Below are 21,591 nucleotides of genomic sequence, written 5' to 3' on the forward strand. Positions count from 1 at the left end.
GCGCGCCTCAGCCGACGATCGCCTGCATCAGCATGCGCGCGCCGGGCGATAGCGGCGCATCGCGGCGCGTCACGAGTTCATACGGCTCGCTGCGGGACGACAGTTGCAGCGGCAACGTGCACGCAACCCCGTGCTCGGTGCAAAACCGCGCGACATCGATCGATACCAGCGCCACCAGCGCCGCGTTCTTCTGCAGGAGCGAGAGCGTCGCGAACGCGGAAGTCGTCTCCAGCAAGTGCGCGGGAAAGCGCAGTTGCGCGTCGTGGAATTCGCGTTCGAGCAGCACCCGCATCGGCATGTTCGCGCGGTAGACGACCCAACGGTATTCAGCGAGATCCTTGAGCGAGAGCCGCCGGCGCTTCGCCAGCGGATGCCCCGTATTCGCGATGACCGCGAGCGTTTCCTCCTGCACGAAGGCGCTGTCGTAGAGATACGGCGTCTGGCTCACGCTCGTGCGGCAGATGGCGAGATCGAGCCGTCCCGCATCGATCAGGCCGAGCAGCGTGGCGCTCGTATCCTCAACGATCTCCACCGACATCTCCGGCTGCTGCGCCGTCACGGCCGTGATCGCATCCGTGAGCAGCGGCACCGCGCCCATGATCACGCCAACCGACACGCGTCCACCAAACCCCCGCATGATGCCGACGATCTCCTCGCGCAGATGGGCAAGGTCGGTCTGAATCAGGCGCGCATAGCGGATCACGCAATGTCCCGCCGCATTAGGTTCGAGCCCGCGATTCGTGCGCACAAAAAGTGGCGTGCCGAAGGTGGTTTCGATCTCGTGCAGCGCCTTGCTTGCGCCGGGTTGCGTGAGTGCAAGCTGCTTCGCGGCGCCGAGGAGCGTGCCGTGCTCGCCGAGCGCGATCAGGAGGCGCAACTGCTTGACGTGCAGGCGGGAAATGATCGAGTTGAGCGTGGGCGTCATCTGAATCTGAGTTGAGAGAAAGTTATATCGGTATCAAATGTTGTCAGTATCGCAGGGACGTGAAGTTCCCTACACTTGAACACAAGCATCTCACAACAGGCCGTCGCAATAACGAGCCGATAGCATAGCCCTCCTATAACTTTCCGTCATCGATCATGTCCCTCATCAACTACATTACGCAAATCCAGTTCGAGTGCGGCGCCCTCCGGCTGCTGGCCGGCGAATGCGAGCGGATCGGCATCCGCCGGCCGCTCGTCGTGACCGATGCGGGCATCCGCGCGGCCGGCATCCTCGACAAAGTCATCGCAACGCTCGCAAGTCCTGCGCCCGTGCCCGTCTTCGACCGCACGCCGCCGAATCCGAACGAGAGCGTCGTGCGCGATGCCGTCGCAATGTACCGGTCGCACGAATGCGACGGCGTGATCGCGGTAGGCGGTGGCTCGTCGATCGACCTCGCGAAGGGCGTCGCCGTGTGCGCCACGCACGACGGCCCGCTGCAAAGCTTCGCCGTGATCGAAGGAGGCGCGGCGCGCATCACATCGGCGACGGCACCCGTCATCGCGATTCCGACCACCGCCGGCACCGGCAGCGAAGTGGGCCGTGGCGCGATCCTGATCCTCGACGACGGCCGAAAAGTTGGCGTGATCTCGCCGTTCGTCGTCCCGCGCGTCGCGATCTGCGACCCGGATCTCACGCTCGGCCTGCCGCCGCTCATGACGGCCGCGACCGGCATGGATGCGATCGCGCATTGCCTCGAAACCTTCATGGCGCCCGCTTTCAACCCGCCCGCCGACGGCATCGCGCTCGACGGTCTCTGGCGCGCGTGGCGGCACATCGAACGGGCAACGCGCGACGGCGCCGACCGCACCGCGCGGCTGAACATGATGAGCGCGTCGATGCAGGGCGCGCTCGCGTTCCAGAAGGGCCTCGGCTGCGTGCACAGCCTGAGCCATTCGCTCGGCGGCATCGATCCGCGCCTGCATCACGGCACGCTCAACGCAATCTTCCTGCCGGCCGTGATCGCGTTCAACCGCGCATCGCCTTCGATGCAGGACGAAGGCAAGCTCGATCGTATCGCGCAGGCAATGGACCTCGCGTCCGCCGATGAAGTCGGCCCCGCGATCCGCGCGATGACGGCCGCGCTCGGCCTGCCGCGCGGCCTCGGCGAACTCGGCGTGACGCGTCAGCTGTTTCCGCGCATCGTCGCGGGCGCGCTGAAGGATCACAGCCACAAGACGAACCCGCGTGAAGCCTCGCCCGACGACTATCTGGCGATGCTCGAAGCGTCGATGTAATTCGCAACACCGTACGCGCACGCAACACATATCGCGCGACGAAAAAACATATCGGAGACAGCAATGAACAGAAGCCCACGTTTGCGGCGCACTCAACGCGTCGCGATCTTCCTGCTGACGCTGGCAGGCTGCATCAACTACCTCGACCGCAGCGCGCTGTCGGTCGCCAACAGCATGATTCGCGGCGAAATGAGCCTCTCGGCCTCCGAGATGGGCATGCTGCTCTCCGCGTTCTCGATGGCCTACGCGTTCTCGCAACTGCCTGTCGGCGTGATGCTCGATCGTTTCGGCGCGCGGCTGATGCTCGGTGTCGGCATGTGCGCGTGGTCGGTCGCGCAGTTGTGCGGCGGCTTCGTCACGACGTTGCAGCAGTTCTTCATTGCGCGCGTGTTCCTCGGCATCGGCGAGTCGCCGCAGTTTCCGGCAGGCGCAAAAGTGATCGGCGAATGGTTCAACATGAAGGACCGCGGCGCGCCGACCGGCATCTTCGTGGCATCGAGCACGATCGGCCCCGCACTCGCGCCGCCGATCCTGACCGGCCTCATGCTCGCGCTCGGCTGGCGCAACATGTTCATCCTGACGGGCGTGCTCGGCTTTCTCGTCGCGCTCGGCTGGTACGCGACCTATCGCAACCGCAACGAAGTGAAGCTCACGCGAGAGGAAGAGGCGTACCTCGATCAAGGCGTCGAAACGCAGAACGTGAAGCGCAGTCTGAGCGGTGCCGAATGGCGCGCGCTCTTTGGCCAGCGCACGACGTGGGGCATGCTGTTCGGCTTCATGGGCGTGATCTACATGGTGTGGCTCTATCTGACGTGGCTGCCCGCGTATCTCGAACACGAACGCGGCCTTTCGATCGCGAACACCGGCTGGGTCGTGTCGATTCCGTACTTCTTCGGCACGATCGGCATGGTGTCGAGCGGCTTCATCGCGGATCGCTTGCTGCGCCACGGCTTCTCGCCGATCGGCAGCCGCAAGTGGCCGATCTGCACCGGCCTCATCGGCGCGGCGCTCTTCACCGTTCCCGCCGCGCTGACCGGGAGCACCGTGATGGCGGTCGTCTACATCTCGCTCGCGATGCTCTTCATCAACCTCGCATCAGGCGGCGCGTGGTCGCTCGTGAGCGTGGCGGCGCCTCGCCACGTCGTAGCATCACTTGGCAGCATCCAGAACTTCGGCGGCTTTCTTGCGGGATCGGCGGCGCCGCTCATCACCGGCATCGTCGTGGACCGCACACATTCGTTCGTCAACGCGCTGATCGTGAGCGCCGCCGTGGCGTGCGTCTCCGCGATGTCGTATCTGTTCATCGTAAAGTCGCCGATCGCCGCCAGCGACGACACCCCGAGCGATCCGCTCTTCGACGCCGCCACCACCAAGGCACCGTAAGCCATGACACCGATCACCTGTGTCGAAGACCTGCGCGTGCTCGCGAAACGGCGCGTGCCGAAAGCCTTCTACGATTACGTCGATAGCGGCTCGTACACCGAGAGCACGTATCGCGCGAACACCGCCGATCTCGCCGCGCTGAAGTTGCGCCAGCGCGTCGCGATCGATGTCGATGGACGCTCGACCGCGAGCACGATGCTCGGCGCGCCCGTGACGATGCCGGTCGCCATCGCGCCGACCGGCCTCACCGGCATGCAGTGGGCGAACGGCGAGATCCTCGGGGCGCGCGCGGCGGAGCGCTTCGGCGTGCCGTTCACGCTCTCGACGGTCAGCATCTGTTCGATCGAGGACGTCGCGCGTTATACAACGAAGCCGTTCTGGTTCCAGCTCTACGTGATGCGCGACCGCGGCTTCAACGCGTCCTTGATCGAGCGTGCGAAGGCGGCGGGCTGCTCGGCGCTCGTCGTCACGCTCGACTTGCAGATCAACGGCCAGCGCCACAAGGACCTGAAGAACGGCATGTCCGTGCCGCCGCGCATGACGCTCGCGAACCTGCTCGATATCGCGACGAAACCCGCCTGGGCATGGCGCGCGCTGCATGGCGCGAAAACCTTCGGCAATCTCGCGGGCCACATCAAGGGCGCCGACGACGTCATCACGATCAGCAAGTGGGTTGCCTCGCAGTTCGACCCGTCGCTCGACTGGGACGACATCGCCGAGATAAGGCGGCAATGGGGCGGCAAGCTGATCCTGAAAGGCATCCTCGATGCCGACGACGCGCGCATCGCGGCATCGATCGGGGCGGACGCGATCGTCGTGAGCAATCACGGCGGGCGTCAGCTCGACGGCGCGGCTTCATCGATCGAAGCGCTGCCACCGATAGTCGATGCAGTCGGCGACGCGCTCGAAGTCTGGTTCGACGGCGGCATCCGCAGCGGCCAGGACGTGATGAAGGCGCTTGCGCTCGGCGCGAAAGGCACGCTCGTGGGCCGCGCGTTCATGTACGCGCTCGGTGCGATGGGCGAAGCGGGCGTGACAAGGATGCTGGAAATCCTGCGCGCCGAACTCGACGTCAGCATGGGACTCTCGGGCGTGCGCAGCATCGGCGAAATCGGTCCGCACAATCTTTACGGAACTACACCTATCAGGAGTTTGCAGGCATGAACCTCGGAATCGAAGGACGCTGGGCGCTCGTCTGCGCCGCGAGCAAGGGCCTCGGCAAGGGCTGCGCACGCGCGCTCGTCGCCGATGGCGTGAACGTCGTCATCACTGCGCGCGGCCAGGAAGCGCTCGAAGTCACGGCCGCCGAACTGCGCGCGGTCAATCCATCAGTGACCGTGAAAAGCGTCGCGGGCGACATCACGACCGAAGCAGGCCGTGCGGCGGCGCTCGCGGCCTGCCCGCAGGTCGATATCCTCGTGAACAACGCGGGCGGTCCGCCGCCGGGCGATTTCCGCGACTGGGACCGCAACGCGTGGCTCGCCGCGCTCGACGCCAACATGCTCACGCCGATCGAGCTAATCAAGGCCACCGTCGACGCGATGGCCGAGCGCGGTTTCGGACGCATCGTCAACATCACGTCGGGGGCGGTGAAGTCCCCGATCGACGTGCTCGGCCTCTCGAACGGCGCGCGCAGCGGGCTCACCGGATTCGTCGCGGGACTCGCGCGCAAGCCGGACCTCGCGGGGCGCAACGTGACGATCAACAACATGCTGCCGGGCCTCTTCGACACCGACCGCCTGCACGCCTCGACGCAAAGCACGGCAAACGCGGGTGGCCGCGACTACCAGAGCGTGCTCGACGCCAAACGCGGCGGCATTCCGGCGGGCCGCTTCGGCAGCGCCGACGAATTCGGCGCGTTGTGCGCCTTCGTCTGCAGCGCGCATGCGGGCTATCTGACCGGCCAGAACCTGCTGCTCGACGGCGGCGCCTACCCCGGCACGTTCTGATGATTTACGCTCGATCGGATAAGATCGTCGTCTGGCTTCCGCATTCCGATGGCCGCATTCAGGCGCATGCGGCCGACCGACCAACACCCGTATAAGGAAACAACATGGCTACTTCAGGTTACACAGACACCCGGCTCCTGATTAACGGCGAATGGTCCGACGCCAAGAGCGGCAAGACGCTCGACGTCATCAATCCGGCGACCGGCCAGCCCATTGGCCGAGTTGCGCACGCGGGCATCCCCGACCTGGACCGCGCGCTCGAAGCCGCGCAAAAGGGCTTCGAAGCGTGGCGCAAGATTCCCGCGAACGAGCGCGCCACGACGATGCGCAAGGCCGCCTCGCTCGTGCGCGAACGCGCCGCAGACATCGCCCGCCTGATGACGCAGGAACAGGGCAAGCCGTTCGCCGAAGCGCGCGTCGAAGTGCTCGCCGCCGCCGACATCATCGAATGGTTCGCCGACGAAGGACGCCGCGTGTACGGGCGGATCGTGCCGTCGCGCAACCTGTCGGCGCAGCAGCTCGTGATCAAGGAGCCGATCGGCCCGGTCGCCGCTTTCACGCCGTGGAATTTTCCGGTGAACCAGATCGTGCGCAAGCTGAGCGCGGCGCTTGCCAGCGGCTGCTCGTTCCTCGTGAAGGCGCCGGAGGAAACCCCGGCGTCGCCGGCGGCGCTGTTGCAGGCGTTTGTCGAAGCGGGTGTTCCGGCGGGCACGGTCGGTCTCGTGTTCGGCGATCCGGCCGAGATTTCCGGCTACCTCATCCCGCATCCGGTGATCCGCAAGGTGACGTTCACCGGCTCGACGCCGGTCGGCAAGCAACTCGCCGCGCTCGCAGGCGCGCACATGAAACGCGCGACGATGGAACTGGGCGGCCATGCGCCGGTGATCGTCGCCGAAGATGCCGACGTGGCGCTCGCCGTGAAGGCATCGGGCGGCGCGAAGTTCCGCAACGCGGGGCAGGTCTGCATCTCGCCGACGCGCTTTCTCGTGCACAACAGCATCCGCGAAGAGTTCGTGCAGGCGCTCGTCAAGCATGCCGAGAGCCTGAAGGTCGGTGACGGTCTGGCTGAAGGCACGACGCTCGGGCCGCTCGCCAACTCGCGGCGTCTCGCCGCGATGGGCAAGGTGCTCGACAACGCGCGCTCGACCGGCGCGACGGTGGCGACGGGCGGCGAGCGCGTCGGATCGGAGGGCAACTTCTTTGCGCCGACCGTGCTGACGAACGTGTCGCTCGAAGCCGATGTGTTCAACAACGAGCCGTTCGGCCCGGTCGCGGCCGTGCGCGGTTTCGACACGCTGGAAGAAGCGATCGGCGAGGCGAATCGTCTGCCGTATGGTCTTGCGGGATACGCGTTCACGAAGTCGTTCCGCAACGTGCACCTGCTTTCGCAGCAGATGGAAGTCGGCATGCTGTGGATCAACCAACCCGCGACGCCGTCGCCGGAAATGCCTTTCGGCGGCGTGAAGGATTCGGGCTACGGCTCGGAAGGCGGTCCGGAAGCGATGGAAGCGTATCTCGTGACGAAGGCGGTTTCGGTGATGGCGGCTTAACGTAACTTCCCGCTTTACCTTTGACGCCGGGGCCCGCTGCAAAGCGGGCCCCGGCGTTTTTGCTTTCAAAGGCGCGCTTCGATTCTGGCGAGCATCCGCTCGAACCAGCGCTTCACCAGCGCATCCGATGCCACCATCGGCATCGAAAGGGCCATGATGCGATACACGTCCCCGCGTTTTACCTTCGAGACGCGCTGCGGATCTAGCCAGTGTTCGTTGTCGATGAGAAGCGCGAGCGTCTCCATGCCGATCATGATCGGCCAGAGGCACGCGAGCCGCAGCCGCGCCGAAAACGCGGGAATTGCGAGCGTGTAGGCGATCGCGTCGCGGAAGTGATCAAGCGTCATGCGCGTCGCGTCGAGGAGCACGCCGCGCGCGCGCATCGACGCATCGGGTGCGAGCAGATCGTGTACGGTGAGACCGTATCGCCCAAGCAGCGCGTCCGGCAGATAGCACCGCCCGATCCTCAAGTCCTTGCCGCAATCGCGCAGGATATTGACCATCTGCAGCGCCTTGCCGAAGCGGATGCCGCGCGCGGCCATCGTCGCGGGCTCGGCCGCAAGCGTGCCCGGCATGTGCGCGTAGGTCATCTTCGTCCAGAACTCGCCGACGCAGCCCGCGACCAGATATGTGTAGCGATCCATTTCGTCGAACTCGCGCAGCGCGACGACCTGTCCCGAGGTTTCGTCGGGGAACGTGCGCAGGTCGAACTCCATGCCTTGCGTGAGCGTCGTCACGATCTCACGTACCGCTTGCCGGTCCGCATCGTCGAAACTCGACAGCACCGCGAGCGCCGCCGGCAGCGATTCGAGCAGCACCTTCTCGTCGGGCTGCGTCTGCTGGCGAGCGACGTCGTTCATCGCGGTGTCGAGCGCGGTATCGTCCGGGGCGCCGTTCACGCGCGCGCGCAGCGACAGCAGCAGTTCGAGGCGCCGGCCGGGCGCGACGAGCGAGGTATCGGCGATCGTATCGGCGGCGCGGGCGAGCAGATACGCGAGACCGATCGGGTCGCGCATGCCTGCGGGCAGGATGCGCATCGTCAGGTAGAAGGAGCGCGAAACGCTCTTCAACAGCGGGCCAAGCAGATACGGCCGGGCTTGATCGGTCATGGCTTGTGTGAGGTGGACATCGGCGCCGCGCATTGTATCCCGCTCGTCAAGGCGGCAGGCCCGCAAGGAGCGTTAGGCGTTAAACTCCCAGCGATCAGTCAGTGAGCCGGGCGCATTTGTTCAGGCAAAAGCAAGGCCGCGCCGGGCTTGGCGACGCACACAGTGCCGAATTGATCCGGAGGCGCGATGGTTCGCTTGATGATGATTCTCCTCGGCGTGGATTATCTGCGAACCCGCTGGCGCGGGCTTATGGCGGTGGGGTTCCTGAGCATCGGGCTCGGCGCCGTGATCTTCTCCGATGCGCTCGACGGCGCCCTCTACTTCCCGATCACCCCGTTCGCCCTGCTGCTGCTCCTCGAAGGACTCGCGACGCTGGCCGTCGCCTGGACCGGCATGGGCGGGCAGCGTACGCTGCGCTACGTGAAAGGCATCACGTTCTGCCTGTCGGCGGGACTCGTGCTGGTCGGCGGCGAGCATGGCAACTTCGTGCTTTCGCTGATCTTCGGCACGCTCTTTCTCGCCGATGGAACGCTCCAGATCATCTCCGCGAAAGTGGTCCGCTATCGCACCTGGCGGCTCGCGATCGCTGGCGGCGCGCTCGAAATCGCCATCGCGATCTTCTTCTATCAGCCGTATCCGGACCACTATGCGGGAACCGTCGCGTATTGTGTCGCCTTCGGGCTTTTCTTTGGCGGCTGGAACATGATTCTGCTCGCGCTGCGCGTGCGGCGCATGGCGGCCAATCCGGCGGTCGACGGCGCGTCTTCCTCCGCTGCTTCCTCTGACGCCCCGACGCCCACCGAATGGGACGGCCCGCCCGGCCCGCACGAGCCCGCGCTCACGGTGCATGTGTGGACGCCGGTCGGGACGTCGAAGATGGAGCCCCGCCGGCAGTTGATCGTCGATCGCTACATCGCCGCCGTGGACAAGCACGGCGCGATCTCCACCGGCCACGCCGCGCTCGAATCGGCCGAGGGCATCTACATCAGCCTGTACCCGGCGGTCGAGATCGAGCGCTCGCCCGAGGAGTTCTCGCGCATCCTCCGCGCGACCCGCGATAACGACGTCCCCGGCATCTTCCAGCCGGACTACGCGACCGAATCGAAGGCATGGTGTCCGTCGACGCGGCAGGTGCGTATCCGCAACTACGATCCGCAGCGGCTGGAGCGCTTCTGGCGCAACTACCAGCGCGACACCACCTACAACCTGACGTACCGCAACTGTTCGAGCACGGTCGCGCGGGCGCTGGAGGCGGCGATCGAAGGCGCGTCGGCGCGCGTGTGGGGCAAGGGCGGCGGCTGGAAGCCGTTCCTGCGCATTCTCACGACGCCCGAGTTGTGGGTCGCGGCGCAGGTCCGAAAGCGCGCCGCGACGATGGCCTGGACGCCCGGCCTCACGCTCGATTACGCGCGCGCGCTCAGCATGCTCGCGGACCCGCGGCCGTCCGGCTGGGTCAAGATGGCGCGCATGGCGCTGCGCACGATGTATCGGTCGAGACAGCGCTGGCGCGCCGAGGAAGAAGCGGCGCCGCATCTGGACGACGCGCCGCGCGCGGGGATCGCGGGGCGTGATCCGGTGTGACGTCGCGGTTTGTCACGCGGCAAGACGCGTGAAAACGCGCGAGCACTCATTCACGCACATCCTCACCCACCGCCCTTCCCGCCTCGTCGAAGCGGAAAATTCCACCTTCTGGTACAAATGTTCGTCTCCTCGCGCCTGAGTTCGGGAGCGCGAAGCCACTTTTGCGCGCCGACGATATCAAGTCTTTCGACTTGCAAGCCAAGGCCAACGCGAAGCGTGCACACATCACAAAAACAATCCCCACATCGGAGCTGAACATGACGATCAAGCTCAACGTCAATGGCGAAACCCACGACATCGACGCCCCTCCCGATATGCCCCTTCTTTGGGCACTCCGCGATATCGTCGGCCTGACGGGCACCAAGTTCGGCTGCGGCATTGCGCAGTGCGGCGCGTGCACGGTCCATCTCGACGGCGAGGCGGCGCGCTCGTGCGTGCTGCCGGTCGCGGCCGTCGGCGAGCGCAAGGTGACGACGATCGAAGCCGTCGGCAACACACCCGCCGGCAAAAAAGTGCAGGACGCGTGGAAGGCGCTCGACGTCGTCCAGTGCGGCTACTGTCAGTCGGGACAGGTGATGTCGGCGGCGTCGCTGATCGCGTCGAATCCGAACCCGAGCGATGCCGACATCGACGCCGCGATGGACGGCAACGTCTGCCGCTGCGGCACGTACAACCGAATCCGCGCGGCGATCAAGCACGCCGCGAAGGGAGCGTGACATGTCGCAAGGATTGCTCGATGCGCAAAACGGCAAGGCGGCGGCAAGCGGTTTCTCCCGCCGCTCGTTCCTCAAATTCGGTGTGACGGTGGGCGCCGCTGCGGGCGGCGGCCTTCTGCTCGGCTTCAGCTTCAACGCTTCCGGCCAGGGGCAAACCGCGAAGTCGGTCGTTAGCGGCGACGGCATCGAAGCGCCGCAGGACGGCATATTCCAGCCGAACGCGTTCGTGCAGATCGACCGCACGGGCAAGGTCACCCTCGTGATCCCGAAGGTCGAAATGGGGCAAGGCGTCTATACGTCGATCCCGATGCTGATCGCCGAAGAGCTCGAAGTGCCGCTCGAAAGCATCGTGGTCGCGCACGCGCCGCCGAACGAGGAACTCTTCAAGGACCCGCTGCTCGGCGGCCAGTTGACCGGCGGCTCGACGTCCATCCGCTACGCGTGGGAGCCGATGCGCAAGGCGGGAGCCACCGCGCGTGTGCTGCTCGTGTCGGCGGCGGCGCAGCAATGGCAGGTCGATCCGGCGAGCTGCCACGCCGAGCGCGGACAGGTGAAGCACGCGGCGAGCAATCGCGCGATCGGCTACGGCGAACTCGTCGATGCCGCCGCGAAGCTCCCCGCGCCGCAGAGCGTGCCGCTCAAGGACCCGAAGGATTTCGGGCTCATCGGCACGGCGGCGAAGCGCATCGATTCGCCGGAAAAAATCGACGGCACAGCGATGTTCGGCCTCGACGTGCGCCTGCCCGGCATGAAGTACGCGGCGATCGTCAACTGCCCGGTGTTCGGCGGCACGCTCGCCTCCGTCGACGATACCGCCGCGAAGAAAATCCCCGGCGTCACGCAGATCGTGAAAGCCGATAACGCGGTGGCTGTTATCGGCGACCACACGTGGGCCGCGAAGCGCGGCGCGTCGGCGCTCGTCGTCAAGTGGAACGAGGGCAAGGGCGCCGCGCTGCAGATGCAGCACATCGTCGACGATCTCGCGAATGCCTCGAAGCGCGACGGCGCCGTCGCGCGCAAGGACGGCGACATCAACAAGGCGTTCGGCGATGCGAAAACGCGCGTCGATGCCGTCTATCAGCAGCCGTTTCTCGCCCATGCGACGATGGAGCCGGTCAACTGCACGGTGCACGTGCGCGCCGATGCGTGCGATATCTGGGTGGGCACGCAGGTGCCGACGCGTGCCGTCGATACGGCCAAGCAGATCACCGGCCTCCCCGCCGACAAGATCACGATCCACAACCACCTGCTCGGCGGCGGCTTCGGGCGCCGGCTGGAGACGGATTTCATCGCGCAGGCGCTGAAGATCGGCAAGCAGGTCGATGCGCCGGTCAAGGTCACGTTCACGCGCGAGGAGGACATCCAGCACGACATGTACCGTCCGTATTACTACGACGTCATTTCGGCCGGGCTCGATGCGAACGGCAAGCCGATCGCGTGGAAGCACCGGATCGTGGGTTCATCCGTGCTCGCACGTTTCGCGCCGCCCGCGATCAAGAACGGCGTCGATCCGGACGCCGTCGAAGTCGCCGCCGATCTGCCCTACGACCTGCCGAATCAACTCGTGGACTACGTGCGGCAGGAACCGCGCGACATCCCGACGGCGTTCTGGCGCGGCGTCGGTCCGACGCGCGGGACGTTCGTCGTGGAGAGCTTCATCGACGAACTCGCCGCGCAGGCGAAAGCCGATCCGGCTACGTACCGGCGCGGGCTGCTCGGCAAGTCGCCGCGTGCGCGCAATGTGCTCGACGTCGCGACGCAAGCCGCCGGCTGGGGCAGCACGCTGCCGAAGGGTCAGGGACGCGGGCTCTCGGTGATGCACGCGTTCGGCAGCTTCTTCTCGATCGTCACGGACGTTACGGTGGACGACAACGGCGAAGTGGCCGTGAACCGCGTCGTGTGCGCGGTCGATTGCGGCATGGTCGTGAACCCGAACACGGTGGAGGCGCAGATCCAGGGCGGCATCATCTTCGCGATCACGGCGGCGCTCTACGGCGAGGTGACGATCAAGGACGGCCGCGTCGAGCAGAGCAATTTCACCGACTATCGCATGTTGCGTCTCTCGCAGACTCCGCCGATCGACGTGCACATCGTCAAGAGCGCGGAAGCGCCCGGCGGAATCGGCGAACCGGGGACGGCCGCGCTCGCGCCCGCGCTCACCAACGCGATCTTCGCGGCGACGGGCAAGCGCGTGAGGCAATTGCCCGTCGGCCGTCAACTTCTGAAAGCGTGAGGGGAACCGACATGACACGAAGAATCGTTGCAGGCATCGGCTTCGCTTTCACGCTCTCGGCGTCTACATTCGCGCAAGCCGCCACCACCGACGATGCCCTGGTCACGCGCGGCGCGTATCTCGCGAAAGCGGGTGATTGCGTCGCGTGCCATTCGGCGCCGAAGGGCAAGCCGTTCGCGGGCGGCCTGCCGATGAACACGCCGATGGGTCGCATCTACACGACCAACATCACGCCCGATCCGTCGACGGGCATCGGCAACTGGAGCGAGGAAGACTTCGACCGCGCGCTGCGCCGGGGTGTCGCGAAGGACGGCCACAACCTGTATCCGGCGATGCCGTATCCGTCGTACGCAAAAGTCCGCGACGACGACGTGAAGGCGCTTTACGCGTATTTCATGAAGGGCGTCGAGCCGGTGAACCAGCCGAACCGCGCGTCCGACATTCCGTTTCCGCTCAACATGCGCTGGCCGCTCAAGCTCTGGAACCTGGTCTTCCTCGACAAGGCCGTCTATCAGGACAAGAGCGGCAAGGATGTCGCGTGGAATCGCGGCGCGTACCTGATCCAGGGGCTCGGGCACTGCGGCTCGTGTCACACCGCGCGCGGCATTGCGTTCCAGGAGAAAGCGCTCGACGAAAGCGGCAGCGCGTTCCTCTCGGGCGCGCTGCTCGACGGCTGGTTCGCGTCGAACCTGACAGGCGAATACAACGTCGGTCTCGGCCGATGGTCGGAAGCGGAGACCTCGCAGTTCATGAAAACCGGCGCGAACAAGCACGCGGCGGCGTTCGGCGCGATGACCGACGTGATCAACCACAGCACGCAGGCGCTGAACGACGACGACATCACGGCGATGTCGCGCTATCTGAAGTCGCTGCCGGCGGCGGGCGGGACGAACGCGCCGCGTTACGCGTACGATCTGAAGGCGACGAAGGTGTCGCTGACGCGCCCCGCTGGCGATGCGGGCGCCAAGGTCTACACGGCATACTGCATGCACTGCCACGGCGCCGACGGCGCGGGCTTCGCGCCGATTCTGGCACCGCTCGCGGGCAATCCGAACGTGATGGAAAAGAATGCGTCGTCGCTCATCAACGTCACGCTGAACGGCACGCAGGATCTCGTGATTCAGGGCGTGCCGGCCGCCTATCCGATGCCGAAGTACTCGCCGGTCCTGAACGACAAGCAGATCGCCGACGTGCTCACGTTCATCCGCGCGGGATGGAACAACGGTGCGCCGGCGGTGACGGCAGAAGATGTCGCCAAGCTGCGCAAGTCGACGCAAGCCGCGCAGTAATCGAAGCTGCCGATGTTGTTTTTTTGCCGCATGGTGTCGTTACATTCGATCAAGGAGACCGTCTCATGACGCAAAAAGTAGGTTCCATGATTACTTTCCGCCGCCCAGACGGGCAGGACGTAGAGGGGTATCTCGCGAAACCGGACAAGCTGGAGGGCGCGCCCGCGATCGTCGTGATTCAGGAATGGTGGGGCGTGAACGACCAGATCAAGGGCGTCGCCGACCGTTTCGCGCAAGCCGGGTATCTCGCGCTCGTGCCGGATCTGTTTCGCGGCAAGACGACAGTCGAAGAGGAAGAAGCGAGCCATCTGCTGGGCGGCCTCGATTTCGCCGATGCCACCGCCCAAGACGTGCGCGGCGCCGTGCTGTATCTGAAGGAGCAGGGCGCGCGCGTCGGCGTGACGGGCTACTGCATGGGCGGCGCGCTGACGCTGCTTGCGCTGTGCAATATTCCGGAGGTGTCGGCGGGGGTGACGTGGTACGGCTTTCCGCCGCTTGATTACGTCGATGCCAGCAAGATCAAGGTCCCGGTGCAGGGCCACTGGGCGACGCAGGACGAATTCTTTACCGCCGATATCGTCGACAAACTGGAGGCCAAGCTGACCGAGGCCAATGTCGACGTGGAATTTCACCGCTATCTGGCGCACCACGCGTTCGCTAACGAAACCGCCGTGGGGCCGGGACGCATCCCGAGGACTCAGTTCGATCCGGTGTGGTCGCGCATGGCGTGGGACCGGACGTTGACGTTCTTTGGACGCACGTTGTGGGGAGAGGCGAAGTAGCGGTCAGTGGCCTTCGGTCAGCGCCTTCGGGCCGCCGTGGAGCGCCGATTCGATGTCGCGCACGAAGTCGAGTGCGACGGCATCGGCTTCGGGCGAGCCTTCGGCGAAATCGCTCGGAATGGCCTTGCCCTGCGCCTTGCGCGCAGCCGTCACGCGCGCGGCGAGCGAACTCGCCGCATCGAAGAGAGAAGCGTCGACACCGAAGGGAAGCTTCTCGTCGTGTTCCATTGACTTGCGGGACTGCGGGTTGGTACAGGCCTTATGCAAACTGCGCGGCGGGAAGGCCTGCCATGATGATCGCGGCGTGCGTCGGGGCGATGTTCGAATTCTTCGCCGGCTGCGTGAGCGCGCCGAGCATCGTGTGATCGTTAAAGCGGAAGAAGCAGAGAAGCTGGTCCGAAGCCGCGAGCTTCACGACTTGGGCGAGCGTCAGGTTCGCGAGGATGTCAGCGATTTCGCGCGACAAACCAAGGCGGAACATGCCGACCGCCCGATCCTCGCGCAGCAGGCGCTGGGCAAGCATGATGTAGGACAGGTTGATCTCGCGAATCGCGTCTGAAGTTTCGGCGGTTTGCATGGCGATTTCTCCGTTCTCACTTGCCGGCGGTCTTTGCAACCGGGTCGGTAAAATTCGTTACATTTCGTAACAGGCTGGATTGGAGTCTAAGGTCGCCGCAAACGATTAGCAATGGGTTTTCGCGCCATATTTTCGGGGCCGCAAATGTTTCCGGGTAAATATTGCAGTTACTTGTTGCCGACCGCCCTTTTTAATCAGTATTTTTTGGCGCGAGTTGTTACAACTTCAGTCTTCTTCGTCATCGTCGGCCATGCCGAGCGCCCAGCGCAGATCGCGGGCGAAGTCGATGCTCGCCGCTTCCCATTCCTTCGAGTCGAGCGGATAGTCACGCGGATTGCCCCGGCCGCGCGCCCTGCGGATGGTTTCGATGCTCAATGCGAGCGCGAACGCTTCTCCGCGCAGAGGATGCATGCGACCGAGCGGGAGGTCTTCGTCTTGTTGTTCCATGCCCCAGTTTTCGGCCTTCATGGCCGAAACTTGAGTAGAGGGGTTCTGCAAATGTTTCGGCCGTCGCGCCAGACCGGCGCGACGCGAATGGTGCTTGAGGCCGCGGTTCATTTGCTTTCCCCTGAGCGCTGCTAGCCCGCGAAGCGTGGCTCGGGCAACCCTCTGACACCCAACCCCGTCACGGCAAAAAGCCCGCCCTTATCGCGTTCCTTTTGCGGAATGCCCCACATCGGGCGTCCCATCGTCGTGACGTAAAGAGTGTCGAGGTTCGGGCCGCCGAACATCACGCTCGTCAGATTGCGCACCGGAAACGGCACGACGCGGTCGAGCGTGCCGTCCGGCGCATAGCGCAGGATGCGCCCGCCGAACACCAGCGCCGACCAGATGTAGCCTTCCGCGTCGACGGTCGCGCCGTCGAACGTTCCGGCCATGTCGCGCGCCGACGCGAACACGCGCCGGTTCGATGCCGCGCCCGTTTCGATGTCGTAGTCGTATGCGTACATCTGCTTGTCGTACGTATCGGTGAAATAAAGCGTGCGGTTGTCCGGGCTCCAGCACGGCCCGTTCGAGCAACTGATGCCGCCGTCCAGCCGTGCGACCGTGCCGTTCGTATCGAGCCGGTAGAGGCCGCCGCTGCGCGACGAGCGCTGGCCGCGATCGGCATCGTAGCGATCGAAGTCGTAGGCCATCGTGCCCGCGATGAAGCGGCCCTTGCGATCCACCTTGCCGTCGTTGAAGCGCGTCTCGGGATCGTCGGCTTCGGGGTCGGCGATCAGTTGCACCGTCTGCTTCTCGAAGTCGTAGAAGTGCAGGCCGTTCGCGAGCGCGACCACAGCGCCGCCCTTCTCACGCAACGCCATCGACCCGATGTGACGCGGCACGAAAAACCGCTCCACTTCGCTGCCGTCCGCGCGGCAACGGTAGATCTCGGCCGCCGTACTGTCGATCCAGTAGAGCCGCTCTTCCTTCACGTCCCACAGCGGCCCTTCGCCGAGGTGATTGTTCGCATCGACCAGCAAGCGCGTTTCGATCATCGTTGTCTCCGGGTTCGTTCGGGTTTGTTATGTGAGCGGTTCAGCTTTCCTCTTTCTTCGCGAGCGCGCGCCGGTGCGCAAGCAGCGCCATCAGCCGGCGATCGCGCCAGCGGCTCTGCTTCTCGATATCGTCGCGATCCAGTACGGCGCGCCGCTCGGCGTCGAGCTTCGCGATCGTTTCCGGCGACCAGTCGAACGGCGCGCGCGCGGCCGCGATCGATCGGTACGTGCCGCCGTAGCGATCCGCGTAATCCGCGACGCCGCCGGGCGCGTTCAAATCGATCGTCTCGAACGGGCCCATGAACGACCAGCGCATCGCTAAGCCGTCGCGCATCACGGTGTCGAGGTCGGCGGCGCTCGCGTAGCCTTGCGCGTAGAGGCTCAGTGCTTCGTCGAGGACGGCGCCTTGTATACGGTTCAGCAGGAAGCCCGCGATCTCGCGATTCACCGTCACCGCCTTCTGCCCCGCTTCGTCGTAGATCGCACGCGCGCGCTCGAGCGTCTCGGCCGACGTCCACGGCGCGCCGCACAGTTCGACCAGCGGCACGAGCGACGGCGGATTCACCGGATGCCCGACGAGGCACCGCGCGCGGCCGTGCAGGCCCTCGGTGAACGTCGATGCGGGAAGCCCCGACGTAGAACTGGAGAGCAGCGTGTCGGGCTTCGTCAAGCGATCGAGTTCGGTAAACAAGGCGCGCTTCGCTTCCACGATCTCCGCGATGTTCTCCTGCACCAGTTCGACGTCGCGCACGGCATCGGCGAGACTCGCGCACGGCGTGATGCGCGCGACGATCTGCGCGGCGGGCTCGTCGATCAGGCCGAATTCGTCGAGGTCCCGCACGCTTTCTTCAATCGCGGGCAGTGCGCCGTCCAGCATCTTGAGGTCCGCGTCGTGCAGATGCACGTCGAAGCCCGCGCGCGCGAACACGATCGCCCACGCCCTGCCGATCCGTCCCGATCCGATCACCGCTACACGTCGATTCGTCATTGTTTATTCCTTGTCGGCCAGAGTTGACGGTTTAGCGCCTTACTCTGGCCTCATCCCACGAAGTTGCGGAAGTCAAGCCTTCTTGTCACGCAACGTGATAACTGCAGCCAGCACCACGAGCCCGTTGATGATGTCGCGCACGGCCGGCGGCACGGTCGTGCCCGCGAGCAGCGTGCCGAGCGCGGTGAGCAACAGCGCGCCGCCGAACACGCCGAGATAATGGCCGCGCCCGCCCGTGATCAGCGCGCCGCCCACGACGACGACCGCAATCGACGGCAGCAAATACGGGTCGCCCATGCCGAGGAACGCCTGGCTGCTGAAACCGGCAAGCAGCAATCCGACGATCGCGGAGCACAGCCCCGAGAGGCAGTACACGGCGATCAGCGTCGCGCCGACGCGCACACCCGAGAGCTTCGCCGCGATCTGCGAATTGCCGACGGCATACACCCGCCGACCGAACGGCGTGCGATGCAGCAGCACCAGCGCGATCGCGAGAAAGACGGGCACGCTCCACGCCGCGAGCGACAGCGGACCGAAGCGGCCGTTGGTGAATTCGCTGATCGTCGAGGGCGCCCAGCCTTGCGGCGAGCCGTTGCAATAGATCAGCGTGAGACCTTGCAGCAGGCCATTCGCCGCGAGCGTGACGACGATCGGGGGCAGGCCGAGCATCACCACGCCGATGCCGTTGAACACGCCGACCAGCAACCCGGCGCCAAGCACGAGCGGCACCGCCCACGCGGCCGCGCCGTTCACGCCGTGCGTGAGGCCCGTAAGCAGCACGCCGGACAAGGTGATGAGCCACGGCATCGACAAGTCGAGGCCGCCTGTGAGGATCACCGCGCCCTGACCGAGGCCGAGGATCGCGAGGAACAGCGTCAGCGTGAGGAGGCTGCTGTAGAAGTTCGCGCTCGCGAGCACGCCCGGGCCATAGACGATCCCGGTGATCACGACCACCGCGAAAAACAGCAGATACGCCGGCACCACATACTTCACCCACTCGCGATTACGCTCGATCCAGTCGCTGAGAAACCGCCCTTTCAGCTCGGTGTTTTCGAGCGGACGGAAATCCTCCACCTCGAACGACACGCGCCGCGCGCGCGGATCATCCTTCGCGCGCGTTCCGGTGCGCACCGCCTTCATCCACTGCGACGCATAGCGCGCGCAGTGATGCGCGGCCGATTGCTTGCCGATCGACGAGCCGAGCACCGCGAGAATCAGGATCACCGCTTCGGCGATCGTCGTGAAGAACGCCGACACGTTCAACACGAGCAAGATGTTGACGGTGATCATCAGCGTCATCGCGGCGAACACCGTGCCGACGCAGCCGCCGCGCCCGCCGCCGAGCCACGTTCCGCCGAGCACGACCGCCGTGAACATCGACAGCAACAGCGGCCGGCCGACGAGCGGATCGGCGGAACCCGTCTGCGCCGACACATACAGGCCCGCCGCCGCGTAGAACATGCCGGCGAGCGCGTAAGTCGCGATGCGATAGCGCGTGACCGGCATGCCGTTCGCATACGCGCCGTCCGGGTCGCTGCCGAGCGCGTACAGGCCCACGCCGAAGCGCGTGCGCTTGACGAACGACCACACCAGCAGCGCGACCACGAGCACGGCGGCCGACATCGGCATCTTGTCGGGGATCAGGTCGGAGGTGACGAACGCGCCGAACTGTTCGCCGATACTGCCGCCCGGCTTGTTCTGGATCAGGAGCGTGAGGCCTTGCACCATGAACATCGTTGCGAGCGTGACGACGATCGATTGCAAGCGGAACCACGCGATCACCGCGCCGTTAACGAGCCCGATGCCGCCGCCGATCGCGAGGATCAATGCCACGCCGCCCCACTGTTCGAGCGGCGTGCCCTGCACGAAGCGCACGGCGAGCACGTTCGACAGCGACACGACCGCCGACGCGGAGAGATCGAAACCGCCCGAGAGCACGACGATGGTCTGCCCAATTGCAGCGAGCGCGAGCGTCGTGCTGCTCGATATCACCGAGCCGATGTCGTACATGCCGACCGGTGTCGCCGACAGCGACACCCACGCGATCAGCATCGCGAGCAGTGCGCCGATGGCGATGATCAGTCCGCGATAGTGATCGACGCGCGCGCCGAAACCGATGCGCGCCCCCGGCCGCACGATCTCGCTGTCGGGCGACGCAATTGCGTTGTTCATGAGAGCCTCTCGTTGCCTGATCGCGGTCCTAGCTGGACAGCATCTTGCGCATGACGTTTTCTTCGTTGAGCGCGTCGCCTTTGAGTTCCGCGACATTGCGCCCGCGATACACCACCGACACCCGGTCGCAGACGTTGACGAGCTCCGGCACGTCGGTCGAATAGAACAGCACCGAGCCGCCCGCCGCCGCGAACGCGCGCATCAGCACGAAGATCTGATGCTTGGTGCCGACATCGATGCCGCGCGTCGGATCGAACATCAGCCAGACGCGGCTTTGCGTGAGCAGCCACTTCGCCATCGCGATCTTCTGCTGGTTGCCGCCCGAGAACGACAGACACGGCTTGTAGACCGCGCGCGGATTCACTTCCATCTGCGCGAGCGCGCGCTTGATCGCGGCCTGCTCGCGCTTGCGATCGATCAGGCCGAAGCGCGAAAAGCGCTTGATGACCGGCAGCGATACGTTTTCTCCGCCCGGCAGCCGAAGGAAAAGCCCTTCGGTCTTGCGGTCCTCGGGCAGAAAACTCGTCGATACGCCGGCCTTCAGCGAATCGGCGGTCGAGGTCAGCGTGACCGGCTTGCCGTCGATCAGGATCTGGCCTTCGTCGATGAACTCCGCGCCGAACAGCGCCTCGAAAAGCTCGCGCTGGCCCATGCCCTGCAACGCCGCGATGCCGTGCACTTCGCCGGGCTTGAGCGTCAGATTGAAGTCAGTCACCACGCCGTCCACGCGAATGCCGCGCGCTTCCATCGCGGGCGTTTCGCTGCGCGCTTCGGCGGGCGCCGGCACCTTCGGCGGATACTTGGCCTCCATCGAGCGGCCGATCACGAGGCGGATCACGTCGTCATCGGAGATGTCGGCGGTCTCGAATGCGCCTACGTCGCGGCCGTTGCGATACACGGTCAGGCTGTCGCAGAACTCGCGCACTTCCTGCATGCGGTGCGAGATGAACACGAACGTGACGCCGCGCGCCTTCATCTCGTCGATACGGCGCGACAGCCACGCGACGTCGCGGCCCGAGAGCGCGGAGGTCGGCTCGTCGAGCAGCAGCACTTGCGGCGCGCGCACGATCGCCTTCGCGATCTCGATCTTCTGCCGCACCGGCAACGCAAGATCGCGGATGTATGCGCCGGGCCGCACGTCGGTCAGCTCCAGCCGGTCGAGCCACTCGGCCGCCACGCGCTGCGATTCGCGCCGCTTGATGCGGCCGAGCCAGCCCGTCGGTTCATACGACATCAACAGGTTCTGCGCGACCGTCAGATCGCGCACAAGCGTCATCTCCTGGAACGCGGTCTGCACGCCCGCACGATGCGCGTCTTTCGGACCGCGCATCGTCACGTCGCGGCCCATCACGGCGATGCTGCCCGCGTCGGGCTGCATGAGTCCCGACAGCAGCTTGACGGTGGTCGACTTGCCCGCGCCGTTCTCGCCGAGCAGCGCGTGAACGGCGCCCTGCCTGACGCGAAACGATGCGCCGTCGAGCGCGACGGTCGCGCCGAAGCGCTTCGTCACGTTCGACAAATCGATGGCCCATGCGCTCGTCATCTCGTCTCTCCCATAGCG

At 65.5% G+C, this 21,591-nt stretch carries 19 protein-coding genes; 10 read left to right on the forward strand and 9 right to left on the reverse strand.

Features of this window, described 5'->3' with window-relative positions; genetic code table 11:
- Positions 1–7 precede the first annotated feature (7 nt).
- Entirely contained in the window at positions 8–925 is a 918-nt protein-coding gene (locus tag AWB65_RS22670; RefSeq protein WP_087669267.1) for a LysR family transcriptional regulator, read from the reverse strand.
- Between the two features lie 155 nt (positions 926–1,080).
- Here AWB65_RS22670 and gbd point away from each other — a divergent pair, with 155 nt between their 5' ends.
- The 5 genes from gbd (at position 1,081) to AWB65_RS22695 (ending at position 7,102) form a co-directional block, all read left to right on the forward strand.
- A complete protein-coding gene (gbd, locus tag AWB65_RS22675) occupies positions 1,081–2,220 on the forward strand; it encodes a 4-hydroxybutyrate dehydrogenase (RefSeq protein ID WP_087669268.1) in 1,140 nt (379 codons plus the stop codon).
- A gap of 63 nt (positions 2,221–2,283) precedes the next feature.
- Positions 2,284–3,603, forward strand: a complete 1,320-nt coding sequence (locus tag AWB65_RS22680) for an MFS transporter (RefSeq protein ID WP_087669269.1) — start codon at positions 2,284–2,286, stop codon at positions 3,601–3,603.
- Between the two features lie 3 nt (positions 3,604–3,606).
- On the forward strand, positions 3,607–4,767 hold the full coding sequence (locus AWB65_RS22685) for an alpha-hydroxy acid oxidase (RefSeq protein ID WP_087669270.1): 1,161 nt from the start codon (positions 3,607–3,609) through the stop codon (positions 4,765–4,767).
- Positions 4,764–5,552, forward strand: a complete 789-nt coding sequence (locus AWB65_RS22690) for an SDR family oxidoreductase (RefSeq protein ID WP_087669271.1) — start codon at positions 4,764–4,766, stop codon at positions 5,550–5,552. Before AWB65_RS22685 ends, AWB65_RS22690 begins: the two co-directional genes overlap by 4 nt.
- Before the next feature lie 104 nt (positions 5,553–5,656).
- Positions 5,657–7,102 (forward strand): NAD-dependent succinate-semialdehyde dehydrogenase, encoded by a 1,446-nt coding sequence (locus AWB65_RS22695; protein ID WP_087669272.1) that lies wholly within the window; start codon positions 5,657–5,659, stop codon positions 7,100–7,102.
- 65 nt (positions 7,103–7,167) lie between these two features.
- On the opposite strand, the gene AWB65_RS22700 is transcribed toward AWB65_RS22695, so the two are convergent.
- Entirely contained in the window at positions 7,168–8,211 is a 1,044-nt protein-coding gene (locus AWB65_RS22700) for a phytoene/squalene synthase family protein (RefSeq protein ID WP_087669299.1), read from the reverse strand.
- Positions 8,212–8,397: 186 nt separating this feature from the next.
- Between AWB65_RS22700 and AWB65_RS22705 the strand changes: the two genes are divergently transcribed.
- From AWB65_RS22705 to AWB65_RS22725, 5 genes are all read left to right on the forward strand, one after another.
- Positions 8,398–9,792, forward strand: coding sequence for an HdeD family acid-resistance protein (locus tag AWB65_RS22705; protein ID WP_087669273.1), 1,395 nt, complete (start codon positions 8,398–8,400; stop codon positions 9,790–9,792).
- Positions 9,793–10,049: 257 nt separating this feature from the next.
- On the forward strand, positions 10,050–10,508 hold the full coding sequence (locus tag AWB65_RS22710) for a (2Fe-2S)-binding protein (protein ID WP_087669300.1): 459 nt from the start codon (positions 10,050–10,052) through the stop codon (positions 10,506–10,508).
- Position 10,509: 1 nt separating this feature from the next.
- A complete protein-coding gene (locus AWB65_RS22715) occupies positions 10,510–12,741 on the forward strand; it encodes a xanthine dehydrogenase family protein molybdopterin-binding subunit (protein WP_087669274.1) in 2,232 nt (743 codons plus the stop codon).
- Positions 12,742–12,752: 11 nt separating this feature from the next.
- Entirely contained in the window at positions 12,753–14,030 is a 1,278-nt protein-coding gene (locus AWB65_RS22720; protein ID WP_087669275.1) for a cytochrome c, read from the forward strand.
- A gap of 65 nt (positions 14,031–14,095) precedes the next feature.
- Positions 14,096–14,812, forward strand: a complete 717-nt coding sequence (locus tag AWB65_RS22725) for a dienelactone hydrolase family protein (protein ID WP_087669276.1) — start codon at positions 14,096–14,098, stop codon at positions 14,810–14,812.
- A 3-nt stretch (positions 14,813–14,815) separates the two neighbouring features.
- Here AWB65_RS22725 and AWB65_RS22730 read toward each other — a convergent pair whose 3' ends face one another.
- From AWB65_RS22730 to AWB65_RS22760, 7 genes are all read right to left on the reverse strand, one after another.
- A complete protein-coding gene (locus AWB65_RS22730; RefSeq protein ID WP_087654877.1) occupies positions 14,816–15,040 on the reverse strand; it encodes a hypothetical protein in 225 nt (74 codons plus the stop codon).
- A gap of 31 nt (positions 15,041–15,071) precedes the next feature.
- The gene (flhD, locus tag AWB65_RS22735; protein WP_087669277.1) at positions 15,072–15,389 is read right to left on the reverse strand and encodes a flagellar transcriptional regulator FlhD; all 318 of its coding nucleotides are present in this window, start codon (positions 15,387–15,389) and stop codon (positions 15,072–15,074) included.
- 225 nt (positions 15,390–15,614) lie between these two features.
- Positions 15,615–15,836 (reverse strand): hypothetical protein, encoded by a 222-nt coding sequence (locus AWB65_RS22740; protein WP_235007721.1) that lies wholly within the window; start codon positions 15,834–15,836, stop codon positions 15,615–15,617.
- Positions 15,837–15,967: 131 nt separating this feature from the next.
- Positions 15,968–16,870: an SMP-30/gluconolactonase/LRE family protein gene (locus AWB65_RS22745; RefSeq protein ID WP_087669278.1), complete on the reverse strand. Its 903-nt coding sequence runs from the start codon at positions 16,868–16,870 to the stop codon at positions 15,968–15,970.
- 40 nt (positions 16,871–16,910) lie between these two features.
- Positions 16,911–17,858, reverse strand: coding sequence for a 3-hydroxyacyl-CoA dehydrogenase (locus AWB65_RS22750; RefSeq protein ID WP_087669279.1), 948 nt, complete (start codon positions 17,856–17,858; stop codon positions 16,911–16,913).
- A gap of 72 nt (positions 17,859–17,930) precedes the next feature.
- Positions 17,931–20,030 (reverse strand): ABC transporter permease, encoded by a 2,100-nt coding sequence (locus AWB65_RS22755; RefSeq protein WP_087669280.1) that lies wholly within the window; start codon positions 20,028–20,030, stop codon positions 17,931–17,933.
- 28 nt (positions 20,031–20,058) lie between these two features.
- Positions 20,059–21,573 (reverse strand): sugar ABC transporter ATP-binding protein, encoded by a 1,515-nt coding sequence (locus tag AWB65_RS22760; RefSeq protein ID WP_087669281.1) that lies wholly within the window; start codon positions 21,571–21,573, stop codon positions 20,059–20,061.
- Positions 21,574–21,591: the final 18 nt, after the last annotated feature.

Origin of the sequence: Caballeronia humi, from assembly GCF_001544475.1 — a bacterium.
GTDB classification, from domain to species: Bacteria; Pseudomonadota; Gammaproteobacteria; order Burkholderiales; family Burkholderiaceae; genus Caballeronia; species Caballeronia humi.